General features: G+C 60.5%; 15 protein-coding genes and 1 pseudogene. 5 read left to right on the forward strand and 11 right to left on the reverse strand.

The features are described from left to right. Positions 1-84: 84 nt before the first annotated feature. The 3 genes from ACLH0H_RS08480 to ACLH0H_RS08490 all read right to left on the reverse strand — a co-directional run bounded on the left by ACLH0H_RS08480 (position 85) and on the right by ACLH0H_RS08490 (position 1,082). Complete coding sequence (locus ACLH0H_RS08480) at positions 85-552, reverse strand: inhibitor of vertebrate lysozyme family protein (protein ID WP_411381689.1); 468 nt, start codon at positions 550-552, stop codon at positions 85-87. A gap of 2 nt (positions 553-554) precedes the next feature. Beyond that, positions 555-719, reverse strand: coding sequence for a DUF1328 domain-containing protein (locus tag ACLH0H_RS08485; protein ID WP_003170804.1), 165 nt, complete (start codon positions 717-719; stop codon positions 555-557). A 78-nt stretch (positions 720-797) separates the two neighbouring features. Continuing rightward, complete coding sequence (locus ACLH0H_RS08490; RefSeq protein ID WP_076952276.1) at positions 798-1,082, reverse strand: hypothetical protein; 285 nt, start codon at positions 1,080-1,082, stop codon at positions 798-800. 366 nt (positions 1,083-1,448) lie between these two features. Here ACLH0H_RS08490 and algB point away from each other — a divergent pair, with 366 nt between their 5' ends. Continuing rightward, positions 1,449-2,795 carry a sigma-54-dependent response regulator transcription factor AlgB gene (algB, locus tag ACLH0H_RS08495; RefSeq protein ID WP_064053131.1) on the forward strand — a complete coding sequence of 449 codons (1,347 nt, stop codon included), beginning with the start codon at positions 1,449-1,451 and terminating at the stop codon, positions 2,793-2,795. Between the two features lie 10 nt (positions 2,796-2,805). Further along, positions 2,806-4,593 (forward strand): KinB sensor domain-containing domain, encoded by a 1,788-nt coding sequence (locus tag ACLH0H_RS08500; protein WP_411381690.1) that lies wholly within the window; start codon positions 2,806-2,808, stop codon positions 4,591-4,593. Here ACLH0H_RS08500 and ACLH0H_RS08505 read toward each other — a convergent pair. The 6 genes and pseudogenes from ACLH0H_RS08505 to ACLH0H_RS08530 form a co-directional block, all read right to left on the reverse strand. Beyond that, positions 4,590-5,366, reverse strand: coding sequence for an N-acetylmuramoyl-L-alanine amidase (locus tag ACLH0H_RS08505; RefSeq protein WP_411381691.1), 777 nt, complete (start codon positions 5,364-5,366; stop codon positions 4,590-4,592). The two genes, ACLH0H_RS08500 and ACLH0H_RS08505, sit on opposite strands and share 4 nt — an antisense overlap. Positions 5,367-5,453: 87 nt before the next feature. Next, the gene (locus ACLH0H_RS08510; RefSeq protein WP_411381692.1) at positions 5,454-7,508 is read right to left on the reverse strand and encodes a GGDEF domain-containing protein; all 2,055 of its coding nucleotides are present in this window, start codon (positions 7,506-7,508) and stop codon (positions 5,454-5,456) included. Beyond that, on the reverse strand, positions 7,505-8,383 hold the full coding sequence (locus tag ACLH0H_RS08515) for an endonuclease/exonuclease/phosphatase family protein (protein ID WP_169377746.1): 879 nt from the start codon (positions 8,381-8,383) through the stop codon (positions 7,505-7,507). The genes ACLH0H_RS08510 and ACLH0H_RS08515 overlap by 4 nt, the downstream gene beginning before the upstream one ends. 10 nt (positions 8,384-8,393) lie before the next feature. Then, positions 8,394-9,029, reverse strand: a complete 636-nt coding sequence (dsbA, locus tag ACLH0H_RS08520; protein WP_057006180.1) for a thiol:disulfide interchange protein DsbA — start codon at positions 9,027-9,029, stop codon at positions 8,394-8,396. 168 nt (positions 9,030-9,197) lie between these two features. Next, entirely contained in the window at positions 9,198-9,824 is a 627-nt protein-coding gene (locus tag ACLH0H_RS08525; protein WP_307387885.1) for a c-type cytochrome, read from the reverse strand. A 34-nt stretch (positions 9,825-9,858) separates the two neighbouring features. Beyond that, a pseudogene (locus ACLH0H_RS08530) lies at positions 9,859-9,964 on the reverse strand (cytochrome c5 family protein); the annotation flags it as partial. A gap of 207 nt (positions 9,965-10,171) precedes the next feature. On the opposite strand from ACLH0H_RS08530, the gene yihA reads away from it, so the two are divergent. Then, on the forward strand, positions 10,172-10,813 hold the full coding sequence (gene yihA / locus ACLH0H_RS08535) for a ribosome biogenesis GTP-binding protein YihA/YsxC (protein WP_076952232.1): 642 nt from the start codon (positions 10,172-10,174) through the stop codon (positions 10,811-10,813). A gap of 270 nt (positions 10,814-11,083) precedes the next feature. On the opposite strand, the gene polA is transcribed toward yihA, so the two are convergent. Further along, positions 11,084-13,876, reverse strand: coding sequence for a DNA polymerase I (gene polA / locus ACLH0H_RS08540; RefSeq protein ID WP_411381693.1), 2,793 nt, complete (start codon positions 13,874-13,876; stop codon positions 11,084-11,086). A gap of 74 nt (positions 13,877-13,950) precedes the next feature. Between polA and ACLH0H_RS08545 the strand changes: the two genes are divergently transcribed. Together ACLH0H_RS08545 and ACLH0H_RS08550 are read left to right on the forward strand one after the other, a co-directional pair. Continuing rightward, positions 13,951-14,241: a DUF2782 domain-containing protein gene (locus ACLH0H_RS08545; RefSeq protein ID WP_012721523.1), complete on the forward strand. Its 291-nt coding sequence runs from the start codon at positions 13,951-13,953 to the stop codon at positions 14,239-14,241. A 56-nt stretch (positions 14,242-14,297) separates the two neighbouring features. Then, complete coding sequence (locus ACLH0H_RS08550) at positions 14,298-15,251, forward strand: homoserine kinase (RefSeq protein WP_411381694.1); 954 nt, start codon at positions 14,298-14,300, stop codon at positions 15,249-15,251. 48 nt (positions 15,252-15,299) lie between these two features. Here the strand turns inward: ACLH0H_RS08550 and ACLH0H_RS08555 are convergent, their stop codons facing one another. Next, positions 15,300-16,229: a zinc ABC transporter substrate-binding protein gene (locus ACLH0H_RS08555; RefSeq protein WP_411381695.1), complete on the reverse strand. Its 930-nt coding sequence runs from the start codon at positions 16,227-16,229 to the stop codon at positions 15,300-15,302. Between the last annotated feature and the right edge of the window lie 23 nt (positions 16,230-16,252).

The raw sequence follows: 16,252 nt of genomic DNA on the forward strand, positions 1-16,252 counted from the left end.
TGGCGGGTGGTGCAAACAGAAAGAAGCGAGGGGCTTCTTTCTATGGACGCTGGCTCCGTGGGCGACAGATGCGCCGGACGGAACCTAGTACCAATTCGGATCTTTCTTCAACTGCTCCATCAGCAGCTTTTGCATGCCTTCATCCGGCTTGCCGATAAATCGGTAAGCCGCATGCCGCGTGGGTGACTTGTCCGCCGGCAAACCGGCAGGAACTTCCACCAACATGGCGTAGGCATCTTCCTTGTCGAGGCTGAAAGCTACGATCAGGCGCTTGTTCAGGCAGGTGTCCGCGGTTTCGCAGAGCGGCCCGACCAAGTACTCGTCGCCATCCTCTTGCACTGCGTTCATCTGCTCGGCCGTGCCCGACAGGTTCATCACCCATTCCGGCAGGCGCTCTTCTTTCTTCACCACGCCTTGCCAGGTCTCGCGGTATTGCGGGTCCGCGCTGAGCAATTCGTTGGCGCGCGATTGGCCGTCGTTGGCGGCCATCGCCAAGCCGCTGCCGCCCAGAAGCAGGGCGGCAGTAATGGCCTTGAAGGACAAAGTGGTCATTTTCAGCCTCGGCCGCGACGACCAAAGAAGAACGAAGCGATGAACATCACCAGGAAGACCACGAACAGAATTTTTGCGATACCCGTGGCGGTGCCGGCGATGCCACCGAAGCCCAGGACTGCAGCCACAATGGCGATGATCAGAAATGTGATTGCCCAACTCAACATGGTGATTCTCCTTAAACTTTTAATAGAGGTAACAGCGGTAGTGTCGTGCAGCCGCTCAACCCGAGCGGCCTGTGGTGCCTAGAACACCCAGCGTTCCTGGGATGGCAGTTCACTCAGGGAAGACTCCTGGTCAACCATCCGCAGTTGCGGGGCTGTTGCATCGGCAGCAACACTGCCAACGGAACGGAAATGGGTCTGGGTCACGGCCGGACGTTCGAACTGCGGAACCTGCTGCTGACTCTGCTGCCAATGCTGAAACTGCTGGCCGCCAATCAACGTGACCATCAGGGCCAGGCTGGCAAACAGACCTTGCTGCAAGCGCAGTGGCGATACACGCAGTTGGTTCAGGCTTTGGCGAGTCATGCTGCTGTTCTCCCGCATCTTGTTTATCGTTGAGGGAGATATTGCAGAGCGCATGCCAGGTTTTTATACAAATAAAAATCAATAAAATCAATTAGTTAAGTATTTCCAATCGACCACACACCCAGCATCCTGCACGATGCCCGCCTGGAAGCCGTGCGAAATGCACGATGGATTATCGAGTGGAAACCACAGGTCACGCTGGTGACGGCGCGGGACGACATGAAAATGCCATGAGGTAAGGCCTTTGTATGAGGCGATGCAGATACCTGTACGACACTGCTTTTTATCGATCAGAATGAACCATGCAACTTGCCCGATTATTCCGGGACTAAACACCATCATTTATAGTTAAGGAGCGCGGGACACATGGAATCAGCCAAGGAACTTCAAGGCCGTATTCTTTTAGTGGATGACGAATCCGCGATCCTTCGCACCTTCCGTTATTGCCTGGAAGATGAGGGCTACACCGTCGCGACCGCGAACAGCGCAGCCCAGGCCGATACCCTGATGCAACGCCAAGTGTTCGACCTGTGCTTCCTCGACCTTCGCCTGGGCGAGGACAACGGGCTGGATGTGCTGGCTCAAATGCGGATCCAAGCGCCGTGGATGCGCGTGGTGATTGTCACCGCGCATTCAGCGGTCGACACTGCCGTTGATGCGATTCAAGCAGGTGCCGCCGACTATCTGGTAAAACCGTGCAGCCCGGACCAACTGCGCCTCGCGACTGCCAAGCAGTTGGAAGTGCGCCAACTCTCCGCGCGCCTCGAAGCCCTTGAGGGCGCGGTACGCCAACCCAAGGACGGCCTCGATTCCCACAGCCCGTCGATGATGGTGGTGCTGGAAACCGCGCGCCAGGTCGCCGGAACGGACGCCAACATCCTGATCCTCGGCGAGTCCGGTACCGGTAAAGGTGAATTGGCCCGGGCCATTCACGGCTGGAGCAAGCGCTCGAAGAAATCCTGCGTGACTATTAACTGCCCGTCGCTGACCGCGGAGCTGATGGAAAGCGAGCTGTTCGGCCACAGCCGTGGTGCGTTTACCGGCGCCAGTGAAAGCACCTTGGGCCGCGTCAACCAAGCGGACGGCGGTACGCTGTTTCTCGACGAGATCGGCGACTTTCCGCTCACGTTGCAACCCAAGTTATTGCGTTTTATCCAGGACAAGGAATACGAACGCGTGGGTGACCCGGTCACTCGCCGGGCCGATGTCCGCATCCTGGCCGCCACCAACCTTAACCTGGAAGACATGGTGCGCGATGGTCGTTTTCGCGAGGATTTGCTGTATCGCCTGAACGTGATCACCTTGCACCTGCCACCGCTGCGCGAGCGCAGTGAAGACATCCTCACCTTGGCTGACCGCTTCCTGGCGCGCTTCGTCAAGGAATACGCCAGACCGGCGCGCGGCTTCAGTGATGAAGCACGCGAAGCGCTGCTCAACTACCGTTGGCCCGGCAATATCCGCGAGCTGCGCAACGTGGTGGAGCGCGCCAGCATCATTTGCCCCCAAGAGAAGGTAGAAATCAGTCACCTCGGGATGGCCGAGCAACCGACCAACAATGCGCCGCGTATCGGCGCGGCGCTGAGTCTGGACGAGTTGGAGAAAGCCCATATCGGCGCGGTGCTGGCCACCAGTGACACCCTGGACCAGGCGGCCCGCACGCTGGGTATCGATGCGTCGACCCTGTACCGCAAACGCAAACAGTACAACCTGTGAGCTGTACCCTATGAAGTTAGCGATGAAACTGCGCACTCGGTTGTTCCTGAGTATCTCAGCGCTGATCACCGTCGCCCTGTTGGGTCTGATCCTGGGCTTGGTCAGCGTCATGCAAATGGCCAAGACTCAGGAGTCCCTGATCCGCAGTAATTTCGTCACGCTGGAGCTCGGGCTGAAACTGCGCCAGAGCCTCGGCGACCAACTGATTCTGATGCTTGAAGAACACCCCGATCCAAAAGCACTGGAGGCCTCCAAGCGACAATACTTCGACTTGCTGGACCAAGGCATCGTCCACGAGCGGGAGGACGGCAGGATCAGCGGATTCAGCCGCGCGCGCGCCGATTATCTGAATTTTCTCAAAGCATTCGAAGAATCCAAGCCTGCCTCGTTGGTCAGCGGCAATAACGATCGCCTCACCGAAACGTTCAACGTGTTACGCAACGGCTTGATCACCGAGCATAAGCGCGCCCTGGAAACCATCAACACGAGCGAGCACAAATCCCGAGCCCGCGCTTTGCTGATCGCCGGGCTGCTGGGCTTGGTGGGGATCGCGGTATTGATCATTGGTTTTGTCACCGCCCATGGCATCGCTCGCCGTTTCGGCGCGCCGATCGAAGCGCTGGCCAAGGCGGCGGACAAGATCGGCCAAGGTGATTTCGAAGTGACGCTGCCGATTTCGTCGGCAGCGGAGATGAACCAACTGACACGCCGCTTCGGCATCATGGCCGAGGCGTTGCGCCAGCATCAGGCGACCAACGTCGATGAGCTGCTAGCCGGCCAACAGCGCCTGCAGGCCGTGCTCGACAGCATTGACGATGGCTTGTTGATGATTGACCGCCAAGGCCGTCTCGAGCACCTCAACCCGGTGGCCCAGCGCCAGTTGGGCTGGGACGAGGAGCGTCTCGGCCAAGGCCTTGGCGAGGCGCTGGCGCGTCCGGAACTGGACGACCAACTGCAACTGGTCCTGCGTGGTGGCAATCTGGAACGGGCACCGGACGACCTCGAGGTGGAAGTCGAAGGCGAACTGCGCCTGCTGACCTACAGCCTGACACCCGTGAGCCATACCCAGGGGCATATTCTCGGTGCGGTGATGGTGCTGCATGATGTCACCGAACAACGCGCCTTCGAGCGGGTGCGCAGCGAGTTCGTATTACGCGCCTCCCATGAGCTGCGCACCCCAGTCACCGGCATGCACATGGCGTTCGGGCTGTTCCGCGAACGCGCCAAGTTCCCTGCCGAGTCCCGTGAAGCGGACCTGCTGGATACGGTCAATGAAGAGATGCAGCGCCTGATGCAGTTGATCAACGACCTGCTCAACTTCTCGCGCTACCAGAACGGCCTGCAGAAACTCACGCTGGGCCCGTGCGACGTGACCGACCTGTTGGAGCATGCCCGTGCGCGCTTCGTTGAACCGGCAAACGCGCAAAACATCGAATTGCTGGTAGAAGCTCAACCCGACTTGCCCCGCCTATACGCAGACCAGGCACAACTGGAGCGGGTGCTCGACAACCTGTTGGGTAACGCCCTGCGCCACACAGCTGCGGGCGGGCAGATTCGCCTGCAAGCGCGCCGCCATGGCGAGCGCGTGATCGTCAGCGTCGAAGATAACGGCGAAGGCATCGCCTATGGGCAGCAGGGGCGGATCTTCGAACCGTTCGTGCAGGTGGGCCGCAAGAAAGGCGGCGCCGGCCTGGGCCTGGCGCTGTGCAAGGAGATCGTGCAATTGCACGGCGGCCGCATGGGCGTGTATTCACGGCCGGGGCAGGGCACTCAGTTCTATATGGCGTTGCCGCTCTAGCGCCGGTTCAAGGCACGCAGGATCGCGGCACTTTCCGCATCGGGCGTACCGTCAAACAGCGACGGCCGGAAATGCATCTGGAACGCCGCAATCACATGACGCGTGGCCACATCCAGCTCGCCGGTCTGGGGCGTCTGGTAGCCCAAGCGCGCCAATTCTTCCTGGAACCAACTGATGCTCGGCAGCGCGGTGGCATATTGCACCTGGAAACGTGCAACCGCTTGGGCATCTGGCCAAGCACCCAGCCCTTCAGCGGCAAGGCGCTTCCACGGGAACAAGGGACCTGGGTCCAGCTTGCGCAGCGGCGCGATATCACTGTGGCCAATGATGTTCTTCGGGTCGATGCCGTTGCGCTTGCTGATGTCCTTGAGCAACACCACCAGGGATTTCACCTGCGCTTCAGAATACGGATACCACAGGCGGCCAGTCGGCGTGTCCTTGTAGCCGGGGTTCACGATCTCGATACCGATGGAGCTGGAGTTGAGCCAGGTGCGGCCCATCCACTCGCTTTCGCCGGCGTGCCAGGCGCGCTGGCTCTCGTCCACCAACTTATAGATAGTGGCGTCGGCGTCATCGCCGATCAGGTAATGGCTGCTGACCTGTCCGTGGGTGAGCAAGGCCAGGGAGCGCTCCAGGTTGGTAGAGGTGTAATGGACAATCACGAACTGCACGCGGTTATCGTAATTGACCGAAGGATGATTGGTGTCCAGGCGCGGGCCGCTGGCGCAACCGGCAAGCAAAAGAACCACAAAGGCGACGTACAAGGATTTCATGGCGGAAGGCATTACACTGAAGACGATAATGCAACAGTGTAACGTACCGCCCGTGAACACGCGGTCAAATTACAAAATGGAACACTTTCAGGCGGCTTGAACCTGATTACGCCCCGCCGCCTTGGCCCGGTACAACGCCGTATCTGCGCGCTTGAGCGCCACGTCACTGCGCTCGCCCGGCTGGAACTGCGCCACGCCCATCGACACGGTGATCGTCACCGGCTCGCCCTTGAAGTGAAACGGGCACGCTTCAATGGCTGCGCGCAACGCCTCACCCGCCGCCAGCGCCTGCGTCAAGGACGAGTCAGGCATCAGCAGTACAAACTCTTCACCGCCAAAGCGCGCAATGAAGTCGCCGGGGCGCAGGCGCTTGTGCAGCACGTTGGCGATGATTTTCAGCACTTTGTCACCCGCCAGGTGACCGTAGCCATCGTTGATGCGCTTGAAGTGATCCAGGTCCAGCATCGCCAGCGACAGGCTGTTACCACGCTGGTGCCAGGCATTGACCTCCTGATCGAGGCGCTCGCTCCAGGCTGCGCGGTTCGGCAGACCGGTAAGCGGATCGATCAGGGCCTTCTGGCGTTGCACCTCCAGGTGCTCGCGGTAGCCTTGGGCTTCCTGTTCCATATTGGCAACGCGCTCGGCCAGGCCCTTCAGGCGCGCCGCCGTTTCCTGCTCACGCTGGTCGCGCTGCTGCTGATGCTCGTCCATGGTGCCCAGCAGGCCTTCCAAATGGCTTTCCAGTACGTGCTTGAGGCTGTCCAGGTCGGCGGCTTCCTGCACGCTGCTTTGCAGGCCGTCGACCTGTTCGCGGATTTGCGTGTCCAGCTCCCGGGCGGCGGAACGGCTATCGGCGTGACCGTCACTGGCAACCTGTAGATGCCCCTGGAACGCTTCGAGGCGCTCGTTAAGCTGCTTGAGGTAAGCCTCGAACTCATGCTGGCCGCTGTCGGTGATCGCCAGCATCAAGATGGCCAAGTCGTCGAGAATGGGCAGCAGCTCGTACCAGTTCAGCCCGTGGGCCAGGCGCTCACGCATGGCTTCGGCCTGGGGTCGATGGCGCTCAGGCAATGCCAGCTCGTCGAGCAAGCCGAGCAGGGTGTCTTCGATGTGCTTGGCCACGGAGCTGTAGGACGGCTCCGGCGAGTCGGGCAAGGAATAGGGGCCGTCCGAGTGCAATTCGTCGGGGTCGGACTCCTCGGCTTCCAGCACAGGCGGGAGCGACAGGCTGCCGATGACCGTCTCATCCAGTACTTCGACTGGCACTTCAGGCGTTTCGATAAAGGCCGCGAGAGCGCTTTGCGGCGCCGGTTCTTCTACCGCAGGTTCAGGTTCGACAGGTGCTACAGACGCGCCGACAGGGGCCGCCTGCACTGGGGCCTCATAGGCAAAAGTTTCACTGGCGCCTTGGGCAGCCTTTACGGGTGAAGCCGGCTCGGCTGCCGGGGCTACCGCTTCATGCTGCGGTGCGAAGGCGCGCAAGGCTTGCGTCAGCTCTTGCGATTGCTCGGGCGGTGCGGACTCGGCCGCAGGTTCAGCGGCAGGCCTGGCTACAGCCGCTTGCGGTACCGGGCCGGGCGAGGGCTCGATTGTCACCGCCTCGCTCGACACATCTTTGGTACCAAACAGACGCTGCAAAAGCCCCGGCCCTGGGCGCGTGGTTTCGCCGTCCGGCTCCAGGTTGTTCAGCGCCTGGCCTTGCAGGCCGCTCAGTTCGCTGAGCAACAAGGGCATCTCGCGCGCCTGGCCGACACGCCCGTCCAACTGTTTGGCGAACGTTTTCAGCGGCCGGGCGACCTCGCGGGGTAATGGCAGCTTTTGCAGCTGCGCAACTAGGGACGTCAGCGCAGTACTCATCTGGTCGATCCGGGTTTCGCGGCGCTGCTCCGAATCCAGCACGGCCTTTTCCAGGCGCGGCAGCAACGCGGCGAGGGCGGCGTCCATATCATCCGTACGCACGACGTCACGCATTTCCTTCATGCACTGGTCTACCGCCAGGTCGGTGCCTTCAGCGGCCAACGTGCTGCGCACCAGCCCGCGCCGCAGCAGGTCAAGGCGGGCGGCCCAGCGGCGTTCGAGCTTTTCTTGCTGCTCGATGCTTTTAAGGTATTTCTCTTTCCAGCGCTGGGCGTCGTCGCTCATGCAAGGGGCCCGCCGGTGCCTGGGCTTAACGCAGGCAACGCATCAGCCGTAAGCGAACCCGGCAGACGAATCTCTACCGCCACCGGCAGGTGGTCGGAGATGGGCTGCGCCAGCACCTGCACACTCTCAAGGGTGAGGGTAGGACTGAGCAGGATATGGTCAAGACAGCGCTGCGGGCGCCAGCTCGGGAACGTGGCCTCGGCTTGCGGCGCCAATAGCCCGAGGTCGCGCAACGGAGAATTGAGCAGCAGGTCGCTGGCGTGGGTGTTCATGTCGCCCATCAGCACCTGGTGTTTGTAATTGCCGATCAGCTCGCGGATGTAGGCCAACTGCATCGTGCGGGTGCGTGCACCCAACGCCAGATGCATCATCACCACGACCAGGGCCTCCGGGCCTTCGCCAAACCGCACAAGGATCGCACCTCGACCCTTGGGGCCAGGCAGCGGATGGTCTTCGATCGCGGAGGGTTTCAAGCGGCTGAGCACGCCATTGCTGTGCTGGGCCAGGCGCCCGAGGTTGCGATTGAGTTGCTGGTACCAATACGGGAAGGCGCCGAGCTGAGCCAGGTGTTCCACCTGGTTGATGTAACCGGAGCGCATGCTGCCGCCGTCGGCTTCCTGCAGCGCGACCAGGTCAAAGTCATGCAACAGGTTGCCGATCTTTTGCAGGTTGCCGGCACGCCCATTGTGAGGCAGCAAATGCTGCCAGCCACGGGTAAGGTAGTGCCGATACTTCTCGGTACTGATGCCTACTTGGATATTGAAGCTCAGCAGGCGCAGGCGGCTGTCCGGCGGCAGGCCTGTGGTTTCCAGGTGATGTTCGTTGACCTGCGGATCATGCAGGCCAACCACACGTTCGGTACCCCAGCGGCGCATGACGGGCCCCTTACTTGGCTGCGCGCTCTTTGGCGATCAGTTGGTCAGCAACGTTGAGGGTTGCCTCAGGACCACCGGTAGTACCCAGGTCGAAACGGTATTTGCCGTTGACGATCATGGTCGGTACGCCTTGCACGCCGTACTTCTGCGCCAGTTCCTTGGCCTGCTTGATCTGGCCCTGGATTGCGAAGGAGTTGAAGGTGGCCAGGAATTTGTCCTTGTCCACGCCCTGGGTGGCGACGAAGTCAGCCATTTCGTCCGGCTTGGTCAGGCGCTTGCCTTCCTTCTGGATAGCGTTGAACACGGCGTTGTGCACCTTGTGCTCCACACCCATGGCTTCCAGGGTCAGGAACAATTGGCCGTGGGCATCCCACGGGCCACCGAACATGGCCGGGATACGTTTGAAGTTCACATCCTTGGGCAGTTTCTCAACCCATGGGTTGATCGTCGGCTCAAAGGCGTAGCAATGCGGGCAGCCGTACCAGAACAGCTCCACCACTTCGATCTTGCCAGGCACCGAAACCGGAACCGGGTTGGCCAATTCGACATAGGTTTTACCGGCTTCAAGCGGCACGTCGGCAGCTTGTGCGGTCATGCCGAAGAGGCTGGCAGTGACGAGAGCGGCGCTGAGGATCAGATTACGCATGCTTTACTCCTGGACAAATAAAATCGCCTCACGCGACCTTTGTTGTGACAGGTCTACGCGGACATGAGTTCGTTAGTGTAACGGCACCGGCCACAAAAAAGGGCGGCCTGGGCCACCCTTTTTATGCTTGCATCACCGGATTAATCGAGTGTTAACGTTGCGTACACCTCAGTGCAGGCCCTGGATGTAGCTGGAGACCGCCGCGATGTCTTCATCACTGAGCTTGCGGGCGATGGTGCGCATGATCATCGCATCGCCATCGTTGGCTCGCCCGGCCTCTTCCTTGCGGAAATCGGTCAACTGTTTGGCGATGTAAGTGGCGTGCTGGCCACTCAGGTGAGGGAAGCCAGCAGCTGCGATACCGGCGCCGTTTGGCGAATGGCAACCGGTGCAGGCAGGCAGGCCTTTTTCCAGGTCGCCGCCGCGGAACAGTTTCTCGCCGCGAGCCACCAGTTTCGGATCGGCAGCTCCCACACTGCCTTTCTGGCTGGCGAAGTACGCCGCGATATCCGCCATGTCCTGATCGCTGGTATTGGTCAGCAAGCCCGTCATTTCCAGGACCGTACGCTTGCCGCTCTTGATATCCTGCATCTGCTTGGTCAGGTAACGCTCGCCCTGGCCGGCCAGTTTGGGGAAGTTCGGCGCCGGGCTGTTACCATCCGGCCCATGGCAAGCACCACAGACGGCGGCTTTCGCTTGACCGGCAGCGGCATCACCTTTAAGGGGGCCCTCTGCAGCGACGCCAGCGCCTGTGATGCCCAAGGTCAACAGCAGACTCACGATCAGTTTGTTCATCAGCTAATCCAACTACGGCTAAGGGGTTTAAGAGTTATCTACCGGGTTTACTCACCACCCACTCAACGATGGCCTGGTAATCCTCAGTACTGCAGTCCTTGCACAAAACCACGCGGCGGCATTGCCTTGAAACCCTGGGGCAACCACTTGATCATGTGTCGATCAATTCAGGGTTTGAGAGCGTTTTGCGTTCTAATGCGCAATAAAGGTCTTTCGCTCCCGTGAACCTCATCCTTCGCTGGGACAAAGCACACACAAAATCTGCGGCATTATATACTGGCGCTACTGAAACGGAAACGACACCGCTTGCCGCACCCTTTCTCGGCACCGCCCACATCGGAAAACTCATGCAACTCAAGAATCCCATCCTCGGCCTGTGCCAACAGTCCACGTTCATGCTCAGCGCCGCCAAAGTTGACCAATGCCCCGATGACGAAGGCTTTGAAGTCGCCTTTGCCGGTCGTTCCAACGCCGGTAAATCCAGCGCGCTGAACACCCTGACTCACGCCAGCCTGGCACGCACCTCAAAAACCCCGGGCCGCACACAGCTCCTCAACTTCTTCAAGCTAGACGATGATCGGCGTCTGGTCGACCTGCCGGGCTACGGTTATGCAAAAGTACCTATCCCGCTCAAGCTGCACTGGCAGCGTCACCTGGAGGCTTACCTGGGTGGCCGGGAGAGTTTGAAGGGTCTGATCCTGATGATGGACATCCGCCATCCGATGACCGACTTCGACCTGTTGATGCTCGATTGGGCCGTCGCCAGCGGCATGCCGATGCATATCCTGCTGACCAAGGCCGACAAGCTGACCTACGGCGCCGCGAAGAACACACTGCTCAAAGTACAGTCCGAAATTCGTAAAGGCTGGGGTGACGCGATCACTATCCAGCTGTTCTCGGCGCCAAAGCGCATGGGGCTGGAAGACGCTTACACCGTGCTGGCCGGCTGGATGGAATTGGCCGACAAAGGCGCGGAACTCGCGGAATAACTTTTGCGCAGGCAAAAAAAACCCCGGACTTCGTATGGGGAGGGGAAGTTCGGGGTTCAAGTTCCAGACCGCTAGGGCGGGGTCTGGATATCTGCCAACACTTAACACAACATAGGAGCATTGAAGGGCTTCACCACCCATTCAGTAACTCTGAGTAGCGGTTCACAGGTTAAGTTCCGGCAGGTTCAAAAACTATTGGAAATAACTGACGGACTGATCCTTGGCTAAAGCACCCTGCCACCCCGCGATGAGGTGGCAGAGCACCGGTGATCAGTGTGCTTCGTCCCAGTTATTACCCACGCCCACTTCCACCAGCAGCGGTACGTCCAACTGGGCTGCGGCGCTCATGTGCTCACGAATCTTCTCGCTGACGTCGGCCACCAAGTCTTCACGCACCTCCAGCACCAGTTCATCGTGCACCTGCAGGATAACCCTGGCATCCAGGCCCGACTCGGTGAGCCAGTCGTCCACCCGCACCATGGCTTTCTTGATGATGTCCGCCGCCGTGCCCTGCATCGGCGCGTTGATCGCGGTACGTTCTGCGGCCGCGCGCTCCTGCGGCTTGTTGGAGTGGATATCGGGCAGGTACAGCCTGCGCCCGAAGAAGGTTTCGACATAGCCCTGATCGGAAGCCTGGGCACGGGTGCGCTCCATGTACTCGCGAACCCCGGGATAGCGGGCGAAGTACACATCGATGTAAGCCTTGGCCGTCTTGGTGTCGACGCCGATGTCCTTGCCCAGCTTCTGCGCGCCCATCCCGTAGATCAACCCAAAGTTGATCGCCTTGGCGCTGCGGCGCTGGTCAGAGGTGACTTCGCCCAACTCGACCTTGAATACCTCGGCGGCCGTAGCCGTGTGCACATCGAGGTTGTGGCGGAACGCGTTCATCAGACCTTCGTCCTTGGACAGGTGCGCCATGATCCGCAGCTCGATCTGCGAATAGTCCGCCGCCAACAGCTTGTAACCCTTGGGCGCGATAAACGCCTGGCGGATCCGCCGCCCTTCGGCGGTGCGCACGGGGATATTCTGCAGGTTCGGGTCACTGGACGACAAACGCCCGGTTGCCGCCACGGCCTGGTGGTAGGAGGTATGAACCCGCCCGGTGCGCGGGTTGATCTGCTCCGGCAGGCGGTCGGTGTAGGTGCTTTTGAGCTTGCTCATGCTGCGGTACTGCATCAGCACCTTGGGCAGCGGATAGTCATCTTCGGCCAGCTTGGCCAGCACTTCTTCGGCGGTCGACGCCTGGCCCTTGCCGGTTTTCTTCAACACGGGCATGCCAAGCTTTTCGTACAGAATCGCGCCGAGCTGCTTGGGCGAACCCAGGTTGAACGCCTCGCCGGCGATCTCGAACGCCTGGCGCTCGAGTTCGACCATCTTGTTGCCCAGCTCGATGCTCTGGATACCCAACAGTTCCTTGTCAACCAGCGCACCCTGGCGTTCGATGCGCGCCAGCACCGGAACCAGCGGGATCTCGATGTCCGTCAGCACACTGGCCAGGCTCGGAATGGCCGCCAGTTGCGCGTGCAATGCCTGATGCAGGCGCAAGGTCACATCGGCATCCTCCGCCGCATAAGGCCCAGCCTGCTCCAGTGCGATCTGGTCGAAGGTCAGCTGCTTGGCGCCCTTGCCGGCGATGTCCTGGAAAGTGACGGTGTCATAGTCGAGGTATTTCTTGGCCAGGCTGTCCATGTCATGCCGGGTTGCGGTGGCGTTCAGCACATAGGACTCAAGCATGGTGTCGAAGGCGACGCCACGCAGGGTAATGCCCTGAGCCGGGTCGCCGCCGATGGCGCAGTTGGCCAGGATGTTCATGTCGAACTTGGCGTGCTGGCCGACCTTGAGCTTGGTCGGGTCTTCCAGCAGTGGCTTAAGGGCCAGCAACACCGTGTCGCGGTCCAACTGCTCCGGTGCACCGACGTAGGCATGGGCCAGCGGAACGTAGGCCGCTTCATGGGGCTGCACGGCGAAGGAAACCCCGACCAGCTGCGCCTTCTGGGCGTCGATCCCGGTGGTTTCGGTGTCGAAGGCAAATAATGTTGCGTCGTTGAGCTTCTTCAGCCAAAGGTCAAAAGTGGGTTGGTCGAGGATGGTGGTGTAGACAGTTTCCACAGCAACCGCCGCGACAGCCTCAACGACCGCTTCTGCCGCAGGCGCAACGGTCGGCGTCTTGAGCTCGATACGCTTGGCATCGCGCTGGATCTCATCGATCCAGCTCTTGAACTCCAGCAGGGTGTAAAGCTCCAGGAGTTTCTCGCGGTCCGGCTCGATCAGGTGCAAGTCGTCCAGGCCAACGTCCAGCGGCACATCGATCTTGATCGTTGCCAACTGATAGGAAAGGAACGCCATCTCCTTGTGCTCTTCAAGCTTGGCCGGCAACGTCTTGGCGCCGCGGATAGGCAGGGTCGGCACAATATCGAGCTGCTCGTAGAGCTCCTTGAGGCCGCCATTGACGCCAACCAACAAGCCGGACGCGGTTTTCGGGCCAATGCCAGGAACGCCCGGAATGTTATCGGACGAATCGCCCATCAACGCCAGATAGTCAATGATCTGCTCCGGAGCGACGCCGAATTTCTCCTTTACGCCCTCCACGTCCATCGCGCTACCGGTCATGGTGTTGACCAAGGTAATGTGCCCGTCCACCAGCTGCGCCATGTCTTTGTCACCGGTGGAAATCACCACGGGACGGTCGGCGGCCGCGCTGCTGCGGGCCAGGGTGCCGATCACGTCATCGGCCTCGACGCCTTCGACACACAGCAGTGGGAAGCCCAGGGCGATTACGCTCTGGTGCAAGGGCTCGATCTGCAGGCGCATGTCATCGGGCATGCTTGGGCGGTTGGCCTTGTATTCGGCGTACATGTCATCGCGAAAGGTCCCACCCTTGGCGTCGAACACCACCGCGAACGGGCTGTCCGGGTACTGCTTGCGCAGGCTCTTGAGCATGTTCAACACGCCCTTGACCGCGCCGGTGGGCAGGCCTTTGGAGGTGGTCAGCGGTGGCAATGCGTGAAAGGCGCGGTACAGATAAGAAGAACCGTCCACCAGGACGAGGGGTGCGTGGCTCATGAGCAGAATCAACCTTTTCGGCGGGTCAGGCGCTAGAATAGCCGGACCAATGACGACAAAGGGACAAGGTTATCATGCGTACATTCAATCGCCTGCTGTTGACCGGCTTGATCGCACTCGCTCCGATGGCTGCCATGGCGGCAGACGATGCACCTGGCGGTGACCCGGAAGTTACCATTCGCACGGAAGGCGACAAGACCATCCAGGAGTACCGCCAGAACGGTTTCCTGTACGCGATCAAGGTCACCCCGAAGGGTGCGCCACCTTATTTCCTGGTACGCGCGGACGGAACCGACGCGAACTTCATCCGCTCTGACCAGCCGGATATGCTGATCCCATCATGGAAGATCTTCGAATGGAAATGATTTCTTAACTTAAATTGGCGCCGCACACAGCGGCGCCCGTACTGGCAGTTTTAACTATGTCTGTGTTCACCCCCCTGGCTCGGCCCGAGCTGGAAACCTTTCTTGCCCCTTATGGGCTCGGCCGCCTGCTCGACTTCCAGGGGATTGCCGCCGGTAGCGAAAACACCAATTTCTTTATCAGCCTGGAGCAGGGCGAGTTCGTCCTGACCCTGGTTGAGCGTGGCCCGGTCGCGCAAATGCCGTTCTTCATCGAACTGCTCGACGTGCTCCACGACGCCGACCTGCCGGTGCCTTATGCCCTGCGCACCACCGATGGTACGGCCCTGCGCACGCTTGCAGGAAAACCGGCATTGCTGCAACCGCGCCTGGCCGGCAAGCACATCCAGGACGCCAATGCCCAGCACTGCGCCCAAGTGGGCAACCTGCTTGGCCATCTGCACCTGGCGACACAAGGCGATAAGGTGCTGGAACGCAAGACCGATCGCGGGCTGGACTGGATGCTCAGCGAAGGTGCACAACTGATTTCGCACTTGAACGATGCACAGCAGCGCCTGCTGCAGGCGGCATTGACGGAGATCCAGGCACACAAAGCCGACATCCTCGCTCTGCCGCGCGCCAACGTTCACGCCGACCTGTTCCGCGACAACGCGATGTTCGAAGGCACGCATCTCACCGGCTTGATCGATTTCTACAACGCCTGCTCCGGCCCGATGCTGTACGACGTGGCGATCGCCTTGAATGACTGGTGTTCGGATGCGCAGGGCGTGATTGACGGGCCGCGCGCCCGCGCGTTGCTGGGCGCTTATGCGGGCTTGCGGCCGTTCACCGCCAGGGAGGCCGAGCTGTGGCCGACGATGTTGCGCGTGGCGTGCGTGCGGTTCTGGTTGTCACGCCTGATCGCCGCCGAGTCATTTGCCGGGCAGGATGTATTGATCCATGACCCGGCGGAGTTCGAGCATCGGCTGATGCAGCGTCAGCAGGTTACAGTTCAACTGCCGTTCGCCCTCTAGAACTCAACTCGGTCAACCTACAGAAGCACAGTGGTTATGCGTTGATTGTCAGAGGGACTCCAGGCATCCGGCCAAGTCGTTACCCAACTTCTCCAGCAGTTGCTCGTAACCCTGAGCCGTAGCCGGCGTATACCCACCCAACGCATCCAGCTCCGCCAGCTTCACCGGCAGGCCAGCCACCAGCGTTTCAGCCAAACGCGGCCGCAACGGCGGTTCGCTGAACACGCAGGTCTTGCCCACTTCCTGCAATCGCGTGCGCATCGCCGCCACATGCTGGGCGCCGGGCTGTACTTCAGCGGCAACGCTGAACACGCCGGCATGCTTCAAACCGTAAGCGTCTTCGAAGTAATCGAAGGCTTCGTGAAACACGAAGTAAGGTTTGTCCTCGACCACCGCCAGGCGCTTCTTCAGGCGAGCGTCCAAGGCATCCAGGCGTTCATCGAAGGCCTTCGCGTTGCTCTGGTAACGTGCGGCATTGGTCGGGTCGGCCGCAGCCAGGTCAGCCGCGATCCGCGCGGCGATCACGCGAGCATTCACCGTCGACAGCCACAAGTGCGCGTCAACGCTGCCAGGACGATGATCGTGGTCATGTTCGTCCGCATCATCAGCGTGGGAGTGGTTATCTTCAGCGAAACGCCGCAACTTCATGCCCGGCAGGTCTTGCACCGCTATTGTCGCCGCCGTACGACCTTTGAGCACGCGCGGCAGGAAGGTTTCCATATCCGGACCGATCCAATACAGCAGGTCCACCGACTGCACGTGCCGTACGTCGGATGGACGCAGCGCGTAATTATGCGGCGATGCACCGGGAGGCAGCAGCACCTCAGGCACCGCTACACCGTCCTGCACAGCAGCGGCAATCAGCTGTAAGGGCTTGATGCTGGTCAGCACCTTGACCTCGGCCTGAGCAACGCCAGTTACGAACAAACTGGTGACAAATACGACAAAAACGGGAAAAAGTCGGGACACGATGACCACTCAATGGCGTAGGAACGGGTAAC

The sequence above is a fragment of the Pseudomonas sp. MPB26 genome (genome assembly GCF_046605355.1).
GTDB classification, from domain to species: domain Bacteria; phylum Pseudomonadota; class Gammaproteobacteria; order Pseudomonadales; family Pseudomonadaceae; genus Aquipseudomonas; species Aquipseudomonas cedrina.

What these genes read in the sequence shown, in the direction of transcription:
- polA (WP_411381693.1), bottom strand. Translation starts at nt 13,876, where the DNA reads ATGAGCCACGCACCCCTCGTCCTGGTGGACGGTTCTTCTTATCTGTAC.
- ACLH0H_RS08525 (WP_307387885.1), bottom strand. Translation starts at nt 9,824, where the DNA reads ATGAACAAACTGATCGTGAGTCTGCTGTTGACCTTGGGCATCACAGGC.
- ACLH0H_RS08485 (WP_003170804.1), bottom strand. Translation starts at nt 719, where the DNA reads ATGTTGAGTTGGGCAATCACATTTCTGATCATCGCCATTGTGGCTGCA.
- ACLH0H_RS08550 (WP_411381694.1), top strand. Translation starts at nt 14,298, where the DNA reads ATGTCTGTGTTCACCCCCCTGGCTCGGCCCGAGCTGGAAACCTTTCTT.
- ACLH0H_RS08545 (WP_012721523.1), top strand. Translation starts at nt 13,951, where the DNA reads ATGCGTACATTCAATCGCCTGCTGTTGACCGGCTTGATCGCACTCGCT.
- ACLH0H_RS08490 (WP_076952276.1), bottom strand. Translation starts at nt 1,082, where the DNA reads ATGACTCGCCAAAGCCTGAACCAACTGCGTGTATCGCCACTGCGCTTG.
- yihA (WP_076952232.1), top strand. Translation starts at nt 10,172, where the DNA reads ATGCAACTCAAGAATCCCATCCTCGGCCTGTGCCAACAGTCCACGTTC.
- ACLH0H_RS08505 (WP_411381691.1), bottom strand. Translation starts at nt 5,366, where the DNA reads ATGAAATCCTTGTACGTCGCCTTTGTGGTTCTTTTGCTTGCCGGTTGC.
- ACLH0H_RS08480 (WP_411381689.1), bottom strand. Translation starts at nt 552, where the DNA reads ATGACCACTTTGTCCTTCAAGGCCATTACTGCCGCCCTGCTTCTGGGC.
- ACLH0H_RS08500 (WP_411381690.1), top strand. Translation starts at nt 2,806, where the DNA reads ATGAAGTTAGCGATGAAACTGCGCACTCGGTTGTTCCTGAGTATCTCA.
- algB (WP_064053131.1), top strand. Translation starts at nt 1,449, where the DNA reads ATGGAATCAGCCAAGGAACTTCAAGGCCGTATTCTTTTAGTGGATGAC.
- ACLH0H_RS08515 (WP_169377746.1), bottom strand. Translation starts at nt 8,383, where the DNA reads ATGCGCCGCTGGGGTACCGAACGTGTGGTTGGCCTGCATGATCCGCAG.
- ACLH0H_RS08510 (WP_411381692.1), bottom strand. Translation starts at nt 7,508, where the DNA reads ATGAGCGACGACGCCCAGCGCTGGAAAGAGAAATACCTTAAAAGCATC.
- dsbA (WP_057006180.1), bottom strand. Translation starts at nt 9,029, where the DNA reads ATGCGTAATCTGATCCTCAGCGCCGCTCTCGTCACTGCCAGCCTCTTC.